Origin of the sequence: Cupriavidus lacunae (assembly GCF_003353055.1) — a bacterium.
Classification (GTDB): Bacteria; Pseudomonadota; Gammaproteobacteria; order Burkholderiales; family Burkholderiaceae; genus Cupriavidus; species Cupriavidus lacunae.
Window position 1 is genome coordinate 1 of record NZ_QKWJ01000073.1, and the last position, 18,536, is coordinate 18,536.

Genomic DNA, 18,536 nt, shown 5'->3' on the forward strand with positions numbered 1-18,536 from the left:
CAAGATCGCCCCGTTCACGCTGGCGCTGCTGAGCGACCAGGCCAGGCACATCACCGGCCAGATCTTCGGGGTGCGCAACAACGAGATCTACCTGTTCTCGCAACCGCGCCCGGTGCGCACCGCTCACAACAGCGAAGGCTGGACCGTGGCGTCGTGCGTCGAGCGCGCCATCCCGATGCTGCAGGGCAGCTTCACCCCCCTGGAGCTGTCGCGCGACGTCTTCCCCTGGGATCCGGTCTGAGCCAGGACCCTCCACCGACTATCGAAAAGGAATCCAAGTGAACAAGACATGTGCAATCATCGGCGCCGGCATGACCCCGTTCGGCAAGTTCCCGGACAAGACCGTCCGCATGCTGGCCGAGCAGGCTGCCAGGGCCGCACTCGACAACGCCGGCATCCAGCCGAAGGATGTCAACCAGGTGTACTTCTCCAACGCTGTGTCCGGCCTGATCACCGGCCAGGAGATGATCCGCGGGCAGGCGGCGCTGCGCTTCCTCGGCCTGTCGGGCCAGCCCATCTTCAACGTGGAGAACGCCTGTGCGTCGGGCAGCACGGCCTTCCACCTGGCCTGGAACGCGGTGCGCAGCGGCCAGGCCGAGGTGGCCCTGGTGGTTGGCGCCGAGCGCATGACGCATGAGGACAAGCGCGTCTCGCTGGGCGCGCTGGCCAAGGCGGTGGACCTGGAAGAAGAACTGCCGGCCCACGTGGGCTCGGGCAGCGGCTCCATCTTCATGGACATCTATGCCGCCAAGACCCGCAAGTTCATGGGCGAGACCGGCGCCACGCGGGAAGACCTGGCGCAGATCGTGGTCAAGAGCCGCCGGGCCGCATCGCTCAACCCGGTGGCGCAGTTCCGCGCCGAGACCACGGTGGAGGCAGTGCTGGCCAGCCGCATGATCAGCGATCCGCTGACGCTGCAGATGTGCTCGTCGATCGGTGACGGCGCGGCAGCAGTGGTGCTGTGCTCGCCGGCGTTCCTGAAGCGGCATGAAACCGCCCGCCCGGTCTGGGTCGGCGGCTCGGTGATGGTGTCCGGCTCGCCGGACGGCAGCCTTGAGCCGTGCCCGCAGCGCGCCACCTTCGGGGTCTACGAACAGGCCGGCATCGATCCGCTGGATATCCACGTCGCCGAGGTGCACGATGCTTCCGCACCGTCGGAACTGATGTATTACGAGAGCCTGGGGCTGTGCCGCCCGGGCGAAGGCGTGGCGCTGCTGCGCAGCGGCGCCTCCGACCTGAATGGCCGCGTTTCGGTCAACCCCAGCGGCGGCCTGCTCAGCAAGGGCCATCCGATCGGCGCCACCGGCGTGGCGCAGTTGGTGGAGCTCACCCAGCAGCTGCGCGGCGAATCCGGCCCGCGCCAGCGCGAGAACGCCAGACTTGCGCTGGCCGAGAACGGCGGCGGCCAGGTCGGGGTGGACGGCGCCACCGCCGTGGCCACCATCCTGCACGTCTGACCAGAACCGGACTGCCCGGCGCCTGAATCCTGGCGCCGGGCGGGCGTCACGGAGAACGTCCATGCCATACCAGTCCATCTACCGGCCGGGCCTGTTCGCGGGACAGACCATGCTCGTCACCGGTGGCGGCAGCGGCATTGGCCGCTGCACCGCGCATGAACTGGCCTCCCTGGGGGCCCATGTCGCGCTGGTCGGCCGCAAGGCTGACAAGCTGGCCGCGGTGCAGGGCGAGATCCTTGCGGACGGCGGCATGGCATCCGCGCACGTGTGCGACATCCGTGACGACCAGGCGGTCATCGACACGATCGAGGCCGTGCTGGCCGCGCGCGGCCGTATCGACGGGCTCGTCAACAATGCCGGCGGGCAGTACTACGGCGAGATGAAGGATTTCACCACCAGTGGCTTCGAGGCGGTAGTCCGCACCAATCTCACGGGCGGCTTCATTGTCATGCGCGAAGTCTACAACCGCTGGATGGCGCAGCACGGGGGCGCCATCGTCAACATGGTCGCGGCGATCGACGGCAGCCTGCCCGGCTATGCCCATTCTGGCGCGGCCCGCTGCGGAATGATGAGCCTGACCGAAACCGCTGCCTGCGAGTGGTCTGTATCCGGCGTGCGGGTCAACGCGGTGGCGCCCGGGCTGATCGCTTCGAGCGGCTTCGACAATTACAGCGATGCCGGTGCCGCCGCCATCCGCGCCAGGCTTGCCGGCATTCCGCTGCAGCGCTATGGCAATGTTGCCGAGGTATCCTCGGCCATCGTCTACCTGCTCTCGCCGGCCGCGGCGTTCATCAGTGGGGCCTGCCTTCGCATCGACGGTGCCGCGGCCACAGCCAGGACCTGGCAACTCGCGCCACACCATCGGAGCGCACCGTTCGACGGCTTCCACCTGCCTTCGCGCCCTGCCATGCTGCAAGCGTGAAGCGCGCCGCGCACTTTCCCGTTCCATCCCCTGTGGCCGTGGTATTCAAACCACGGCCTTTCGTTTATATGCTCTGCACCCACCCGTCATGCCGGAACCAGGCATGACGCTTCGCCGTGTTGCATATGAAGCGGGACAGCCTCTTGCAATCCAGGGGGGTAGGAGCGCCAGCCGCAGCCCGCGGCCATATGCGCGGGGTTGCCTTTGTCACTTGGTGTGGCAATCATGGGCCGCTCAACGTGCCGTTCCGGTGTTTCAGACCTGCAGTGTCTAATGGCAACCCGAGACGGGTAGCGGAGCGCAGGAATAAGCGTGCTTTCCTTGCCATCACGCGCTCAGTGTGCGTGAAGTAATTTTCGCCGCCATGGTCGCGCCAATGTGCGCGATCCGGACGGCCAGAACAACGATGGAGGAGATGGAAGCACATGAAACATAAACTGTGCGCACCGGCGGTACTGGGTGCATTGTTCGCATGCAACGGAGCCGCCCACGCGGCGACCGGTGTCACGCTGTATGGTGTGATCGACGCCCCGATCGAGTATGTCAACCGCGTCGCCACATCCGCGGCAACTCCGACTTCCGGTGGATCGCGCATCGGCATGCCAAGCATCGGCGGCCTGTCCGCGTCGCGCTGGGGCATGCGCGGCACGGAAGACCTTGGCAGTGGCACGCAAGCACTCTTTGTGCTGGAAGGCGCATTCATGCCGGACACGGGTGCGTTGCCTTCCAGCGGACTCTTCAGCCGCGTGGCCATGGTGGGCCTGAAGAAGGACGGACTGGGGCAAGTCACCTTCGGACGGCAAACCACCAGCATGCTGGACGGCCTGGTGAACTTCTCGCCGTTGCGCTTTGCGGCCACCTATGAGCCGGGCATCTGGTGGATGGGGGTGAACTACCGCGAAAGCAATATGGTCAAGTACACCGGGCAGTTTGGCGGGGTGCAGGCGGTAGCCCATTACTCATTCGGCACTGGCGTTCCGGCACTGTCCGCAGGCAACCTGCTCGCCAATGGCGGAGCGGGCGAGGATCCGGCGCATGGCAAGGACAACACCGCGTACGGGGCCTCGGTGATGTACCTGGGTGACACCTTTGGCGCAGGCATCGCTTACGACCAGTGGAACCCCGCGCTCACGCCCGGCCAGACCGCGAAGGTGCGCAAGGCCTCCGTCGGCGGCAGCTACACCAACGGACCGTTCAAGCTCAGCGCCGGCTACCGCTGGAACAAGGCTGACTTTCCCAATGGCAATACCCTGCTGCGCGACGACTACTGGTGGGCCGGCGTCAACTACGCCGTGACCCCGGCCCTCAGCCTTTCGCTCGCCTATTTCTACGCGGATGTCAAGCAGTCGGCTGGCACGGCGACGGCACCGTCCACCAATCCGCCGAACATGCAGCAGTACACGTTCCTGGCGGACTATAACCTCAGCAAACGCACCGATGTGTACGTGTCGGTCGGCTATGCGCGCAATGGCAGCCTGAGCTTCGACAGCGCAGCCACGGCCTTCGCGTTCAACTACCCGTCCATGGCGGGGCAGAAGAGCATGGTGGGCGTCATCACGGGTGTGCGGCACATCTTCTGAGCGATCGTCGGCACATAAGGCGGAGCCGGATCACTTCGCGAAGCACCAGACCTGAAGGGCATCGGCCATCACCACCGATGCCCCTCTGCGCCTGGTGCCCCGCCATCAGCCGCTCGCTCGGCGTTGACCGGACACGAGGTCGCTCCCCCCGCCCCCCCAAGACACCAACATGGAAGGAGACAGCATGAAGCCTGACCACACATCCGCGTCCAGACGACGGATCCTGACTGCCGGCATCAGCGGCGCGCTATTGTCGCTCGCGCCGCGCGTCAGGGCACAGGGTTACCCTGAGCGCCCCATCAAGATCGTCTCGGTCACCAGTCCCGGCACGGTCGTGGACGACTACACCCGCTCGCTGGCCAAGTACGTCGGCCAGAAGCTCGGCCAGAGCGTGATCGTCGAAAATCGCCCGGGGGGCAACCTGATCGTCGGCACGGACTATGTGGCGAAGTCCGCGCCGGACGGCTATACCCTGCTGCTGACATCATCCAGTTCGATGTCGGCCAACCGGTACCTCTTCAAGCAGCTGCCCTACAACCCGGACAAGGACTTTGCACCGGTGGCACGCCTGGCGTCGGTATCCCTGGTGCTGGTGGTACCCGGCACATCGCCTTACCATTCCATTGCCGATCTGGTAGCGGCAGCTCGCGCCCGGCCGGGTTCGCTCAATTTTGGCGCGATCAGCACAGGCTACCGGGTGATGGGGTCGGCGTTCAGCCGCTCCGCCGGCATGCAGGTCGCAGATATTCCCTACAAGGGCGCCGCGGGCCTGATCACCGACCTGATCGGCGGCCAGGTGGACTACAGCATTGTTGAGTTCTCATCCGTGCTCTCGCATATCCGGGCCGGCAAGCTGCGCGCGCTCGCCATGGTGACGCCGAAGCGTGTGCCCGTGATGGACACAGTTCCGACGCTGGCGGAAGCCGGCTTGCAGGATGCCACCATGGTCGCGGGACTGTCCCGCATCAACTGGTTCGGACTGTTCGCACCCGCCGGCACGCCCGCACCCATCATCGACAAGCTGTCGCGACTGTCGATCGAGTTCGTCAATTCGCCAGAGGCGATGGCGCACTACAACGGACGTGGCTCGCTGCCCAGTCCGGGAACGCCGGCCGAGCTGGCCAGGGCGGTGTCCGATGACCAGAAGCTCTGGCAACGCATGATTGCGGCGGCAGGACTGCAGCCGGAGTAACGAGGCCGGGGAATGGCCAAGGGCGTGCGCGACGATTGCTGACACGCACGCACTACGCACCTTCACTGCGACGGCCGCGGTCCCTGTGCGGCGTCACGCCCTTCCAGCGCCGGTATGCGCGGATAAAGTTCGACACTTCGCCATAGCCCAGCGTATCGGCCACATGTTCCAGCTTCAGCCCTTCGGCAAGCATTTCTTCGGCAAGCGCTTCGCGCACCTCTTCCTGCAATTGCCGGAAACTGGTCCCTTCGTCGGCAAGACGGCGGCGCAACGTGCGCAGGCTCATGTGGAGTTCTTCGGCCAGCGTTTCCATGTCGGGCAATACACCGGGCCGGACGATCATCCTGTTGCGCAGCTGGCTCGCCAGGCCCTCTTGCACCGGCCATCTTGCGAGCAGGGCCTGGCACTGTGCCTCGCACTGGCGGACCACTTCAGTATTGGCGCCAGGCAGGGGCCGGTCGAGAAACCCTGCCGAATTTCTCACAACCCGGTTCTCCGTAGCCCCAAATACCGGCGTCATGCCGAAGAGATCCTCGTAAGGCCGGGTATCGGCAGGCTGGGGGCGACGCAACGCCACGCTCACCGCCGGAAGCGTGGTGCCGATGAGATCGCGCATGAAGCTGACGGAAATGCCGAGGTCCCGGTCGACGATGAATGCCCGCAGGTCTTCCGGCAGCGCACTGTCGTCGATCGTCGTGGCAAGCAGGTCCCCGTTCTCCTCGACATGGAATTCCGTCAGCGGATTCCAGAGACTCTGGTAGCGGAATGCCATGCCGATCGCATCCCGCAGCGTCGCGCAACTGAGCAGGGCAAAGCCCCACACGCTGCGGCTGGCTAGGCGGTAGCGCAGGCCCGCCTGGATGCCGGCGCCGGGGATGTCGCCCAGTGCCTGCGCCAGATTGCGGATCAGTTGAAGTTCCTGGTCCAGGCGCACGACAAAAGCGGGGTCGGCCAGATCCTGCCAGTCAAGCCCGGTGCCTGCCAGGCAACGATCGCCTGAAAGGCCATGGTCCAGACCGAACTGAAGGAGGAGTTGCACGCTGGATCCGCTCAGGGGCGGCGGCAACTGGCCGTTGCGGGGCATTCGTAACCTCTGTGCAAAGCGGCCAGCGCTCGGCTGGCCGAAAATGATTATGTCTTGGCCCAATATGCCATACAGCCCGGCGGAACGCCAAGCTAGCATGTGTCCTGACAAAGAGGCTGCAACGGGCCCGAGCGCCCCTCGCGCGCCATCAAACATAAAGATCCGAAGCATCCAAGGAGACTGGCATGCCACTGCCGACATATATCACCCATCAGGACAACCTGCTCACCATCGATTCGGACAAGGAGCCGTGGATCAAGGATTTCCCGGTGCCCGGCGCCGATATCTGTCCGCTGTTCCTCGACCCGCAGAATGGCATCTGGGTAGTACGCGCGAAGGTCGGCCCCGGCATAGTGCTCTCGAATCACTTCCACACCGGGACCGTGCATCTGTTCACGATGAGCGGCAACTGGAACTACTCGCAATACCCGCAGCAGCCCCAGACCGCCGGCTGCTACCTGTACGAGCCGGGCGGCTCGATTCACCAGTTCACCACGCCCGCCAGCAACACCGAAACGACCGACATGTTCATGGTCATCTACGGCGCCAACATCAACTTCGATGCCGACGGCAACTTCGTCAACATCGGTGATGCGGGCTTCATTGAAATGATGCTGAACAAGGTCGCAAGCGACCGCGGCATGTCGCCGCTGAAGTACATCCGCAGCCTGGGTGCCGCGTACACCGTGCGCTGAATAAAACAGAAAGAGTGAGGAAACACCATGGACAAGTTCCGCGACTCGGTCGCTGTTATCACCGGCGGTGCATCCGGATTCGGCAAGGAGTTCGCCCGTCTCGGCGCCTCGCTCGGCATGAAGCTTGTGCTGGCCGATATTGAGCAGAGCGCACTGGACGCGACGGTGGCCGAGCTGCAGGCGGCCGGCGCTACCGTCATCGGCCGCCGCACCGATGTGTCGAAAGCTGCCGACGTGCAGGCGCTGGCCGATGCGACCATGGCCGCCTTTGGCAAGGTCAACCTGTTGTTCAACAACGCTGGCGTGGCCCCCGGCGGGCTGGTCTGGGAAAGTACCGAGCAAGACTGGGACTGGACGCTGGGTGTGAACCTGCACGGCGTCCTGCACGGCCTGCGCATCTTCACGCCGCTGATGCTTGCCGCCGCGGCAGCCGACCCCGGCTACCAGGGCCACATCGTCAATACCGCCTCGATGGCCGGTCTGACCGCGGCGCCGACGTTCGGCCTGTATTGCGTCTCGAAGCAAGCGGTGGTCGCGCTGAGCGAGACCCTTTTCCATGATCTCGGCCTCGTCTCGGAGCAGGTGAAGTGTTCCGTCCTGTGCCCGTCCTTCGTGGCCACCGGCATCAACCGCTCGCAGCGCAACCGCCCGGCCGACGGCGGCAGCGCCACCACGGCCCCGAGCCGCTCGCAACTGGCCGCGCAGGCCATGCTCGACCGGGGCATTGCGGGGGCGACGATCAGTGCGCAAGACGTGGCGCGCGTCACCTTCGATGCGATTCGCGACGATCGCTTCTACATCTTCCCGCAGCCGCAATCGCTTGCCACCGTGCAGCCGCGCTTCGACGACATCCTGGGAATGCGGAATCCCCGCGACCCGTTCGGCGGACATCCGGAGATCCGGGCAGCGGTGATCGCGGCGTTGGGCCGCAATTAACCCTATCTGAGGCCTGGAAAATGCCTGATTTCAGCGTTGAAGGAAAACAAGTTCTGATCACCGGCGGGACTGGTGGTATCGGCGGCGCTTTCGCGAAGGCCTTTCTTGAGCACGGCGCCAACGTGATCGTGGCGGATCTCGTGATCCCCACGAGTGGCCTCGATCCTCGCATTCGCTATGCGCCGCTCGATGTGCGCGACAGCGCGGCCATCGATGCATTGGCGGCAAGTGTCGACAAGCTGGACGTCCTGATTCACTGCGCCGGCCGCGCCAGCAGGGAGGAGTACCAGCCGGAGGTATTTGCCGACATCCTCGACATTCACCTGGTTGGCAACCTGCGGCTTGCCAACGCCTTTCGCCCCCACTTGAAATCGAGCAAGGGCTGCATCATCAATATTGCATCGATGTACGCATACTTTGGCTCGCCCAGCGCTCCCGGCTACGGCGCGGCAAAGGCAGGCGTGGTGTCGCTTACCAAGTCGCTGGCGATCAGCTTTGCCGCGGACGGGATCCGGGTCAATGCCATCGCCCCGGGCTGGATCAACACGGCACTCACGCGCGGCGCGCAAGAGAACGAAGAGGTCAACAGGAAGATCGTCAGCCGTATCCCGGACGGACGATGGGGAGAGGTGGAGGATGTGGCCGGAACCGCCGTGTTCCTCGCATCCTCCGCGGCCAGGCTGATCAATGGCGTGACTGTGCCGGTAGACGGCGGGTACTCGGTAACCTGATGGCGTCGTCAGGGAACATCCGAGCCGGCGACCAGGAGAGACACAGCATTTGTTCGCCACTGGGAATGTCGGCGAGCGGGAAAAGAGGGAAACGACTTATGGCTCCACATCTTCGGATGATGCTGGTCTTTGTTGCGGCAGGGATGCTCGCTGGCACTGCCAAGGCCCAGACTGGTCCACTGCAGCGGGAACGGGCAGCAATGGAGAGCACATCCGGCCTGGCATTGCCTAAGCCGGATCCGGTTTTCCGCGGCAAGGTCGGCGAAACGGTGAAAGATTCGACACCTGACTACCCCGCACCGCTCAAGGCACCGAAAGGTGCCCCGAACGTGCTGATCATTCTGCTGGACGACGTGGGTTTCGGGCAAGCGAGTACGTTTGGCGGGCCGGTTCCGACGCCAACCCTTGAGCGCCTGGCACAAGGCGGGCTGCGATACAACACGTTTCATACCACGGCATTGTGTTCGCCAACGCGAGCGGCCTTGCTGACCGGCCGCAATCACCATTCGGCCGGCTCGGGCGTCATCATTGAAACCGGCACAGGGTATCCGGGCTACACGGGCATTATTCCCCAGAGTACCGCCATGGTGCCCGAGATTCTCCGGGGCAATGGCTACGCCACCGCCATGTTCGGCAAGTGGCACAACACGCCCGAGGCAGAGATCAGCCCGGCCGGGCCCTTCAACCACTGGCCCACAGGCTTTGGCTTCGACTATTTCTATGGATTCAACCAGGGCGAAACGAGCCAGTGGTACCCGGTCCTCTACCGCAACACAACCGCCGTCGCGCAGCCCAAAAGCCCGGAGCAGGGATATCACTTCACCGCCGACATGACGGATGAAGCCATCAACTGGCTCGGCAGCATCCGGGCGGTGAAGAAGGACCAACCCTGGTTCATGTATTACGCTGCTGCCGCAGCGCATGCGCCGCACCACGCACCGAAAGCGTGGCGGGAAAAGTTCAGGGGCAAGTTCGACCAGGGGTGGGACAAGCAGCGTGAAATCACTTTCGCCGAACAGAAGCGGCTTGGTGTGATTCCGCAGGATGCCAGGCTTACCCCGCGGCCGAAGGAGATTCCTGCCTGGGACGACCAGCCGGATGCCGCGAAGCGTGTCTATGCCAGATTGATGGAGAACTATGCTGCCTATCTGGCCTACGCAGACAATGAGATCGGCCGCCTGGTCGACAGCGTCGCGCAGGCCGGTGAGCTGGACAACACCCTGATCTTCTACATCGTCGGCGACAACGGGACCAATGCCGAAGGCGGCCTGGAAGGATCGTTCAATGACATTGCCAGCCTGCTTGGGTACAACCCCGGGCTGGACGTCCTCAACAAGCGGCTGGACCAGATCGGCGGGCCAGATTCCGAGCCTCAGGTTCCGGTCGGCTGGGCGTGGGCCATGGACACCCCTTTCCAGTGGACCAAGCAGGTCGCCAGCCACTTTGGCGGTACCCGCAATCCGTTGGTGGTTCACTGGCCCAATGGCATCAAGTCGCATGGCGAGCTGCGCACGCAGTTTCACCATGTGATAGACATTGTGCCGACCATTCTCGAAGCGACTCACATCCCGGCACCGAAGACCGTCAACGGTATCCCGCAGAAGCCGATGGAGGGTGTCAGCATGGCTTACTCGTTTGACGAGGCGAAGGCGCGCAGCCGCAGGACCACGCAGTACTTCGAGATGTTCGTCAACCGTGCCATCTACCACGACGGCTGGGTGGCGGCCAGCCGGTTTGGCGTGCCGTGGAACCTGGTCGGGCGGGTGGGGAGTTTCCTCGATGCCCCGTGGGAGCTGTACCACGTGGACACGGACTTCAGCGAAGCCGATGACCTTGCCGCAACGAACCCGCAGAAGCTCAGGCAGCTTCAGGCGCTGTTCCTGGAAGAGGCGAAGAAGTATGACGTGTTCCCGCTGGATTCGCGCTTCTCGGAGCGTGGCGATCCGCGCAACCGGATTGCCGGCGAACTCCCCACCAGCTGGACCTATCACGGGAACAACGTTCGCATGCCCGAGCCCAGCGGCCCGCGTGTCTACCCGAACTCACACGTCATCACGGCGACGCTGACGATTCCGCCGGCGGGTGCTGAAGGGGTCATCACTGCCACCGGTGGCAGGTCCGGAGGTTGGAGTCTGTACGTTCTGGATGGGAAGCTTACCTATCACTACAACTCGGCCGACTTCGAGCATTCGACAATCCAGGCCCGGGCGCCGCTCCCAGGCGGAAAGGTGGCCGTGAAGCTGGAGTATGTGTCCAATGGACCGAAGCGAGGCAGCGCGCTGAATAACGGTGCGACGGTGAGGTTGTTTGTAAACGGTGAGCTCGCCGGCGAAGGTAGCGTCAGCACCGGCATGCGCCGCCACGGCGCCGAGCCATTTGAAGTCGGCCGGGATTCGATCTCCCCGGTCAGTCCGGACTACAAGTCGAAGGGAGCATTCCCGTTCACCGGAACGATCGATGAGATCACGTTTGCAGCGGCGCCGGTAGCCAAGTAGGCGCAGAGGCGCAATTCATGCAGTTTGGCGTCATTTCCACTGGGGCAAGGCAGGACGTCGCCCCTTGTCGCTTATCACTCTCACCGCAATTTAACGAGGTGCATCCTTGAAACGCCTACTTTCATTCGCCGCCGTCGGTGCGCTGCTTGCGACCCCCGCTCACGCATCCGCACAAGTCGTGTCCGAGCGAGAGGCTTATGAGATTGCCAGGGACGCATACGTCTACGCCTATCCCATGATGCTCGTGGATGCCTTTCTGCGACAAGCGACCAACTATGCCGCTCCGACCGGGGTGGTCACGCAGGCACCATATAACCAGTTCAGCCACTCGAAGGCATTTCCGCCTGCGGATTTCAAGCGAGTGGTCCGTCCCAACGTCGACACCCTCTACTCCTCGGCCAATCTCGACGTGGGCGCGGAGCCGATGGTGCTGTCGGTCCCGGCGACCAACCGCTACTTCATGTTGCCGCTGCTTAGCATGTGGACCGACGTCTTCGCCGTGCCCGGCACGCGCACCACCGGCGCCAACCAGGCGCGGACCTTCCTGATCGTCGGCCCGAACTGGCATGGACGGGCACCAGCCGGGATGGAAATCGTCCGCAGCCCTACCCGGACGGTGCTCGTGGGCGGGCGTACGCAGACAAACGGTGTCGCGGACTACGAAAACGTCCAAAAGCTGCAGGCCAGCTACAAACTCACGCCGCTGTCGGCCTGGGGCAAGGGCGAATACGCCGCGCCCAGGCACAAGGTCGATCCGACCATCGACATGAAGACGCGGCCTCCCGTGATCGTCCGCAACATGGATGCCGCAGCGTACTTCGGCCGCTTCTCCGACTTGCTAAGGGACAACCCGCCCGGCCCGTTCGATTATCCGATGGTGCACCGGCTCCAACGCATCGGCTTCAAGGCGGGACACCATTTCGACCTCGATGCGGCGCCCGCGGCAATGCGGCAGGCGATGCTGCGTGGTGCAAACGACGGCGCGGCGCTGGTGGAGAAACTCGGCAAGGAAGCCGGCGGCGAAGGCAAGAAGGGATGGGTCTACACCACGCACAGCGGCACCTATGGCGCGGACTATGCGTATCGCGCAGCCATCGCCAGTTGCTGCCTGGGCGAGAACCTGCCGCAGGATGCCGTGTACCCCTCGCTGTCTGTCGACAGCGAAGGCCGTCCGCTGGACGGCAACCAGCAGTACGTGCTCCATTTCGATCAGGGGAAGCTGCCCCCGGTGGACGCGTTCTGGTCGGTGACCGCGTATGACATGGATGGCTACTTCATCCCGAATGCGCTCAACCGGCAGGCGCTTGGCGATCGCGACAAGCTGCAGTACAACGCCGACGGCTCGCTCGACCTCTACATCCAGGCCGATTCGCCCGGCAAGGACAAGGCAGCGAACTGGCTGCCCGTGAGCCGGACGCCCTACACGCTGATGCTGCGGCTGTATTCGCCGAGGACAGAATTCCTTGACGGCGACTGGGTCCCACCGCCCGTGAAACGGATGTAAGGGCCACTAACAGAATGGAGGGACCAACGTGTCAGACATGCCGAACCACAAGAGGATCATGAATATTCCAAGGATGTTGTACGCGGCAATCTCTGCCGTCATGGTGCTTGGTCTCTTCGCCACCGCGACCGACGCCCAGGCGCAATCGGCGACTCCGGCACCTGCGCAGGCGGCAACGCCCAGCGTGCTGCCGCGGCCCGACTTCCGCTTCCCGGGCACAGTCGGCCGGACCTATCTCGATTCGGACCCCGGGCAGTTTCCGCAGCCGGTCAAGGCGCCCAAGGGGGCCCCCAACGTGGTGGTGATCCTGCTCGATGACGTCGGCTTCGGGCAATTCAGCACGTTTGGCGGCGGCGTGCCGTCGCCCACCATGGACAAGCTGGCGGCCGAAGGGTTGCGCTACAACCGGTTCCACACCACGGCGCTGTGCAGTCCGACCCGGGCTGCCCTGCTCACCGGGCGGAACCACCATTCCGCCGCCTTCGGCAGCATCGCTGAAGTCGCCACCGGCTACGAGGGATTTACCGCCGTGCTGCCACGCAGCACCGGCACCGTGGCCGAGGTACTGCGGCAGAACGGCTACATGACGGCGTGGATCGGCAAGGACCACAACACGCCGCCGTGGGAGGCCAGCGCAGCGGGGCCGTTCGACCGCTGGCCGAACGGCCTGGGGTTCGACTACTTCTACGGGTTCATGGGCGGGGACACGGATCAATGGCATCCGATCCTGTACGAGAACCGCAACCTCGTCCCGGCTTCGACCGACCCGAACTACCACCTGACCACAGACCTGGCCGACCACGCCATTGCCTGGGCACGCCAGGTCAAGAGCATTGCGCCGGACCGCCCGTTCTTCCTCCATGTCGCGCCTGGCGCAACGCACGCGCCGCATCACGCGCCGCAGGAATGGATCGACAAGTTCAAGGGCCAGTTCGACGCTGGGTGGGACAAGTACCGCGAGCTGACCTTCGCGCGGCAGAAGAAGCTCGGCGTCATCCCGGCCGATGCCAGGCTCACGCCGCGACCGGAAAGCTTGCCCGCGTGGGACTCGCTCAACGACCAGCAGAAGCGGCTCTATGCCCGCATGATGGAGGTGTTTGCCGGCTTCGGCGCGCATGCCGACTATGAAATGGGCCGGATCGTCGACGCAGTGAAGAAGTTGCCGGGCGGCGAGAACACCATCTTCATCTATGTTGCCGGGGACAACGGCGCCAGCGCCGAGGGCGGCATCGAAGGCTCGCTCAATGAGACGCGGTTGTTCAACGGCATGGTCGAGACGTGGCAGGATAACCTGAAGGCAATCGACGAACTCGGCGGCCCGAAGCACTTCAACCATTTCCCGGCTGCCTGGGCCCACGCCATGAACACCCCGTTCCAGTGGACCAAGCAGATCGCCAGTCACCTGGGCGGAACCCGCAACCCCATGATCATTGCGTGGCCGGGGCATATCAGGGACAAGGGTGGCCTGCGTAGCCAGTTCACCCATGTGATCGACGTCGTCCCCACCCTCTATGAGGTCATTGGCATCACGCCGCCGGCGCAACTCAACGGCATCCAGCAAAAGCCGATCGAAGGGGTCAGCTTCGCCTATACGTTCGACGACGCGAAGGCCAAAGACCGCCACACCACCCAGTACTTCTCGCTGGCCGTCAACCGGGCCATCTATCACAACGGCTGGATGGCCTCGGCGATGGGCTTCGTGCCCTGGCAGCCCAATCGCACAGCCTTCGACCTCGACAAGCAGAAATGGGAGCTCTACAACCTCGACAAGGACTTCTCGCAGGCCGATGACCTGGCCAGCTCGAATCCGCAGAAGCTGCGTGAGTTGCAGGACTTGTGGTGGGCGGAAGCCGCCCGGTACAACGTACTGCCGCTCGACTGGCGCGGCGTGGAGAAATTCAATGCCGCGCTGATGGGCCGGCCGAGCCTGGCGGGGAACAGCCGGACGCTGACTTACTATCCCGGACAGGTTGCCCTGCCGAACGAGGCGGCTCCGCGTGTGCTCAACCGGTCGTGGACGCTGACGGCGGATATCGAGGTCCCGGAAGGCGGCGCACAGGGGATCATCGCGACGCATGGTGGAAGCACCGGCGGGTATGGCTTGTATGTCCGCGACGGCAAGCCGACCTTCGTCTACAACTATCTTTCGATTGAACGCTTCACGCTCGCCAGCCAGGAGCCCTTACCCAGGGGCAAGGTGCAGGTGAAAGTCGATCTGACCTACCAGGGTGGCCCGAAGGAGCGCGGCAAGGCCATGGCCGTTGCCATGACCGTCAACGGCAGGAAAGTCGCCGAAGGCGTGGTGTCGAAGACGATCCCCAACATGATCAGCCTGGGCGAGGGGCTGGACATCGGCATGGATGCCGGCTCGCCCGTAGACTTTACCTACAAGCCGCCGTTCGCCTTCAATGGCAAGATCGAGAAGGTGGTGTTTGACCTGAAATGAGGGATGCGCGGCACACCAGGGAAGCGGTGCCGCGCATCCCTTCGACAACGATAGATGGCAGGTAAAGGAGTACGCCGTGTGGAAGGAAGGATCAGCACCCCAGACGCAGCGGGGAACGCGGAACCTGGGCGCCAGCGTCGGGGGGGCGTCCCGGCTGCGCAAGCGAGTGACACTCGCGCTGCTGGCTGGCGCCGTAGCCGCGGGGGCCGGCTATGCGGGATGGCTGGCTGGCACGGCGCCATCCAGGCCAGGCATCGTGCAGCCCGGCGATGGCGTGCACGGGCCGATGGGCATGGTCCACATCCCCGGCGGAGAATTCCTGATGGGCAGCGACAGCAAACTGGCGCAAGCTAACGAGCGGCCAGCGCACAAGGTCCGCGTGCCCGGCTTCTGGATGGACCAGCACCATGTCACGAATGCCGAATTCCGCAAGTTTGTCGAGACGACCGGGTATGTCACCACCGCCGAGAAGAAGCCCGACTGGGAGACGCTGAAGGTCCAGTTGCCCCCCGGCACGCCGCGCCCGTCCGACAGCGACCTGGTGCCGGGTGGCATGGTCTTCGTCGGCACCGCCCGCCCCGTCCCGCTGCAGGACTATTCGCAATGGTGGCGCTACGTGCCTGGCGCGGACTGGCGCCACCCCGGCGGCCCCGGCACGTCGATCGACGGCAAGGACGACCACCCCGTCGTGCAGGTGTCATACGAAGATGCCCAGGCCTACGCCCGATGGGTCGGCAAGCGTCTGCCAACCGAGGCCGAATGGGAGTTTGCCGCGCGCGGTGGACTGGAGCAGGCGACCTATGCATGGGGCGAGAAATTCGCGCCCGACGGCAAGCAGATGGCCAACGTCTGGCAGGGCAAGCAGGCACAGCCGTTTCCGGTCGTCAGCCCGAAAGCGGGAGGCGCGCTCGGCACCAGCGCGGTTGGCACATTTCCGCCCAACGGCTATGGCCTGTCCGACATGACGGGCAACGCATGGCAGTGGGTAGCTGACTGGTACCGCGCGGACCAGTTCCGGCATGAGGCTGATTCCGGCCGCCCTGTCGACAACCCGGCGGGTCCGGCGGCGTCCTGGGATCCCGATGACGCGGGCGTCCCCGTCAATGCACCCAAGCGTGTCACGCGCGGTGGTTCTTTCCTGTGCAACGAGGACTATTGCCTCAGCTACCGGCCGAGCGCGCGCCGCGGGACAGACCCCTACAACAGCATGTCGCATCTCGGCTTTCGCCTGGTGCTGGACGACAGCCGGTGGGCCCAGACCAGGCATTGACGAAAGCGCCTCGTCATCCAATGGCCATGGCAGCCGATCTGCAAGGTTAGTCCTGGGGCTTGGGCGTCGTACCCGCTTCCCCTTCCCGGTTGAACGCCACCAGCGCCTCGCGGAATTCGAGACAGAGCGGAGAGAGATAGCCATCGTCGCGCCACAGCAGGGCGACTTCGGGCTCGGGCAGCCTCTCGCCATCGGCAATCACGCACAAGCCGTGGCCGTCCGGCCCCGTCAGCGCGCGATGCGGCAGCAGCCCAAGCAGGTCAGTGTTGCGCAGCAATTCGGCAATCGGGACCCCTGATCCCGTCCATTCCACCGCGACGCGCGGCGGCGGCAGGCCGAGTCCGGCGAACTGGTGGGCCAACACCTGATAAAGGCTCGACGAGATCCGTGGCAGGGCCCAACGCTCGCTGGCAAGGTCGGCCAGTGTCCTGAAGGCCGGCCTCCGGGGGTGGTCTTCCCGGGCGACGATGCGCAGGTTCAGCGGTTGCAGCGGGGCGCGGCAAACATCGTCCGGCACGTCGGCGGTGAGGCCGCCGCAGGCGAAATCGACCTCGCCGGATTGCAGCGCCTGGATCGCGCCCAGCGTGAGGCGCGTCTCGACGGCGAAGCTTGCCAGCGGCCGATGCGCGAGGAACCGCGCAATCACCGGTGTCAGCACCGTGGCAACGAGATACGGTGTCGCCGCAAGCCGGATCTTTCCTGAACGCGCTGCGCGCTGGGCCTCGATTTCCTGTTCGAAGTCATGCGTGGCCAGCACCACCTGCCGCGCGCGCGCCAGCAGCGATTCGCCCACCAGCGTAAGCGTCACGCCACGCGAAGAGCGCTCGAACAGGCGCATGCCGGCATCCGCTTCCAGACGCCCGAGTGCCTTTGACAGCGCCGATTGCGTGACGCCCATGTGCTCGGTGGCCCGATGCAGGCTGCCATGTTGTGCCACGAGCATAAAGGCTCGCAGGTCGTCTATCCGCATATGGTTTCCAGGTCAGTTGTTCCCAGTATTCCAGATTGGACTCACCGCGCCCAGACGGGGAATCACCGAGCCCCCCCTTGCTCCGTACAGTTGACCTCCGACACATGCATGGTCTGAACCGAATCCAGGGTGCGGCTGAGGCCCACCGATACAAAGGAATACTGTGATGAATACGAACCAGGAATCGCTCGATTCGAGCCTGATCTCCGCCCTGGGCGATGAGGTCCAATGTCGCCAGCTCGCGCCGGAACAGCCGCCGCTCTTCATCGAGCCGAAGGGCGAGGCCTTGCTGGATCGCGACCGCTTCCGCGCCTGGACGCGAAGCGTGAAGCCCGCGCTCGAGCAACTGATCGTCCGCCATGGCGGCATTGTGCTGCGCGGCTTTCCCACTCCGGATACCGAGGACTTTGCCGACATCGTCGATCAGTTTCCTCCGTTCCAGGACGGCTATGTGGGTGGACGCGCCCCCCGCCTGCAGATCTCCGGCCGGGTGATGGAATCGACTCGGCTGGATGCAGGCGTCAAGCTCGGCGTGCATTCGGAGATGGCGTACCGCAGGCAATATCCCAGGCGGATCGCCTTCTTCTCCCGGCTCACCGCGCCCGTCGGCGGCGAAACCACGATTGCCGACGCGCGCCAGTTCGTCGAAGGGATCGGCCCCGAACTGGTCAAGAAGATCGCCGCCATCGGCATTCGCTCGGCACTGAGCTATGGCCCGAAGAGCGATACTGTCGAGTCGTCGTATGAAGACCAGGACCGGTACGGCTGGAATCATGCCTTTGGCACCGAAGATCCCGCCGAGGTCGAGGCGCGATGCGCAAGCCGCGGCCTGCAGCCGCTGTGGCATGACGACGGTTCGCTGACGGTCTTCGCCACGCTGGAGCCGTTCCTGCACCACCCTGTCACCGGCAGGAAGCTGTACCGCTCGGGCCTGCACCGCGACCACACCGCGATGGCAGTGCTGGATCCCGAGATGCGCAAGAACCAGAAGTACCCGACCGGCATGTTTCTCGCCAACGGACAGCGGCTCAGCACCGGGGAAGTCGACCACATCAACGCGGTATGCGACAAGTTCACCTATAGCTGGCCCTGGCGCAACGGCGACGTCATGATCCTCGACAACCTGCAGGTATGGCACGGCCGCAATCCCTATGAGGGCCAGCGCGACGTACAGGTTGCGCTGCTCGACTGAGGGCGGTCCGGCCCGGCACCGAACCCGTAGACGCCTCCAACCATGACGATGAGGCCGCGGCA

The 18,536-nt window shown here is 64.5% G+C and carries 14 protein-coding genes and 1 pseudogene; 13 read left to right on the top strand and 2 right to left on the bottom strand.

Annotated features, from left to right (window positions below; all coding sequences use genetic code 11):
* From DN412_RS33435 to DN412_RS33455, 5 genes and pseudogenes are all read left to right on the top strand, one after another.
* Positions 1-241 (top strand): annotated as a pseudogene (locus DN412_RS33435) (3-hydroxyacyl-CoA dehydrogenase); the annotation flags it as partial.
* A 37-nt stretch (positions 242-278) separates the two neighbouring features.
* The gene (locus DN412_RS33440) at positions 279-1,457 is read left to right on the top strand and encodes a thiolase family protein (RefSeq protein WP_115215500.1); all 1,179 of its coding nucleotides are present in this window, start codon (positions 279-281) and stop codon (positions 1,455-1,457) included.
* A gap of 61 nt (positions 1,458-1,518) precedes the next feature.
* A complete protein-coding gene (locus DN412_RS33445) occupies positions 1,519-2,379 on the top strand; it encodes an SDR family oxidoreductase (RefSeq protein WP_115215501.1) in 861 nt (286 codons plus the stop codon).
* A gap of 425 nt (positions 2,380-2,804) precedes the next feature.
* Positions 2,805-3,959 carry a porin gene (locus tag DN412_RS33450; protein ID WP_115215502.1) on the top strand — a complete coding sequence of 385 codons (1,155 nt, stop codon included), beginning with the start codon at positions 2,805-2,807 and terminating at the stop codon, positions 3,957-3,959.
* A 184-nt stretch (positions 3,960-4,143) separates the two neighbouring features.
* Entirely contained in the window at positions 4,144-5,151 is a 1,008-nt protein-coding gene (locus tag DN412_RS33455) for a Bug family tripartite tricarboxylate transporter substrate binding protein (RefSeq protein ID WP_115215503.1), read from the top strand.
* Between the two features lie 52 nt (positions 5,152-5,203).
* On the opposite strand, the gene DN412_RS33460 is transcribed toward DN412_RS33455, so the two are convergent.
* Positions 5,204-6,391, bottom strand: coding sequence for an AraC family transcriptional regulator (locus DN412_RS33460; protein ID WP_208647704.1), 1,188 nt, complete (start codon positions 6,389-6,391; stop codon positions 5,204-5,206).
* Between the two features lie 29 nt (positions 6,392-6,420).
* Between DN412_RS33460 and DN412_RS33465 the strand changes: the two genes are divergently transcribed.
* From DN412_RS33465 to DN412_RS33495, 7 genes are all read left to right on the top strand, one after another.
* Positions 6,421-6,930, top strand: a complete 510-nt coding sequence (locus DN412_RS33465) for a 2,4'-dihydroxyacetophenone dioxygenase family protein (protein WP_115215505.1) — start codon at positions 6,421-6,423, stop codon at positions 6,928-6,930.
* 27 nt (positions 6,931-6,957) lie between these two features.
* Entirely contained in the window at positions 6,958-7,866 is a 909-nt protein-coding gene (locus DN412_RS33470; RefSeq protein WP_115215506.1) for an SDR family oxidoreductase, read from the top strand.
* 20 nt (positions 7,867-7,886) lie between these two features.
* Positions 7,887-8,597, top strand: a complete 711-nt coding sequence (locus DN412_RS33475) for an SDR family NAD(P)-dependent oxidoreductase (protein ID WP_115215507.1) — start codon at positions 7,887-7,889, stop codon at positions 8,595-8,597.
* 98 nt (positions 8,598-8,695) lie between these two features.
* The gene (locus DN412_RS33480; protein WP_115215508.1) at positions 8,696-11,092 is read left to right on the top strand and encodes an arylsulfatase; all 2,397 of its coding nucleotides are present in this window, start codon (positions 8,696-8,698) and stop codon (positions 11,090-11,092) included.
* Between the two features lie 106 nt (positions 11,093-11,198).
* Positions 11,199-12,596: a DUF1254 domain-containing protein gene (locus DN412_RS33485; RefSeq protein ID WP_208647705.1), complete on the top strand. Its 1,398-nt coding sequence runs from the start codon at positions 11,199-11,201 to the stop codon at positions 12,594-12,596.
* Positions 12,597-12,654: 58 nt separating this feature from the next.
* On the top strand, positions 12,655-15,042 hold the full coding sequence (locus tag DN412_RS33490; protein WP_244222895.1) for an arylsulfatase: 2,388 nt from the start codon (positions 12,655-12,657) through the stop codon (positions 15,040-15,042).
* Between the two features lie 166 nt (positions 15,043-15,208).
* Positions 15,209-16,312: a formylglycine-generating enzyme family protein gene (locus DN412_RS33495; RefSeq protein ID WP_115215511.1), complete on the top strand. Its 1,104-nt coding sequence runs from the start codon at positions 15,209-15,211 to the stop codon at positions 16,310-16,312.
* Between the two features lie 46 nt (positions 16,313-16,358).
* Here DN412_RS33495 and DN412_RS33500 read toward each other — a convergent pair whose 3' ends face one another.
* Positions 16,359-17,282 (bottom strand): LysR family transcriptional regulator, encoded by a 924-nt coding sequence (locus DN412_RS33500; RefSeq protein WP_115215512.1) that lies wholly within the window; start codon positions 17,280-17,282, stop codon positions 16,359-16,361.
* A 166-nt stretch (positions 17,283-17,448) separates the two neighbouring features.
* Between DN412_RS33500 and DN412_RS33505 the strand changes: the two genes are divergently transcribed.
* Complete coding sequence (locus DN412_RS33505) at positions 17,449-18,474, top strand: TauD/TfdA family dioxygenase (protein WP_115215513.1); 1,026 nt, start codon at positions 17,449-17,451, stop codon at positions 18,472-18,474.
* The last annotated feature ends 62 nt before the right edge of the window (positions 18,475-18,536 follow it).

Excerpts from the sequence above, each read along its gene's own strand:
- DN412_RS33460 (WP_208647704.1), bottom strand. The coding sequence starts at position 6,391 with ATGTTTGATGGCGCGCGAGGGGCGCTCGGGCCCGTTGCAGCCTCTTTG.
- DN412_RS33500 (WP_115215512.1), bottom strand. The coding sequence starts at position 17,282 with ATGCGGATAGACGACCTGCGAGCCTTTATGCTCGTGGCACAACATGGC.
- DN412_RS33445 (WP_115215501.1), top strand. The coding sequence starts at position 1,519 with ATGCCATACCAGTCCATCTACCGGCCGGGCCTGTTCGCGGGACAGACC.
- DN412_RS33470 (WP_115215506.1), top strand. The coding sequence starts at position 6,958 with ATGGACAAGTTCCGCGACTCGGTCGCTGTTATCACCGGCGGTGCATCC.
- DN412_RS33455 (WP_115215503.1), top strand. The coding sequence starts at position 4,144 with ATGAAGCCTGACCACACATCCGCGTCCAGACGACGGATCCTGACTGCC.
- DN412_RS33450 (WP_115215502.1), top strand. The coding sequence starts at position 2,805 with ATGAAACATAAACTGTGCGCACCGGCGGTACTGGGTGCATTGTTCGCA.
- DN412_RS33490 (WP_244222895.1), top strand. The coding sequence starts at position 12,655 with ATGAATATTCCAAGGATGTTGTACGCGGCAATCTCTGCCGTCATGGTG.
- DN412_RS33480 (WP_115215508.1), top strand. The coding sequence starts at position 8,696 with ATGGCTCCACATCTTCGGATGATGCTGGTCTTTGTTGCGGCAGGGATG.
- DN412_RS33475 (WP_115215507.1), top strand. The coding sequence starts at position 7,887 with ATGCCTGATTTCAGCGTTGAAGGAAAACAAGTTCTGATCACCGGCGGG.
- DN412_RS33465 (WP_115215505.1), top strand. The coding sequence starts at position 6,421 with ATGCCACTGCCGACATATATCACCCATCAGGACAACCTGCTCACCATC.
- DN412_RS33505 (WP_115215513.1), top strand. The coding sequence starts at position 17,449 with ATGAATACGAACCAGGAATCGCTCGATTCGAGCCTGATCTCCGCCCTG.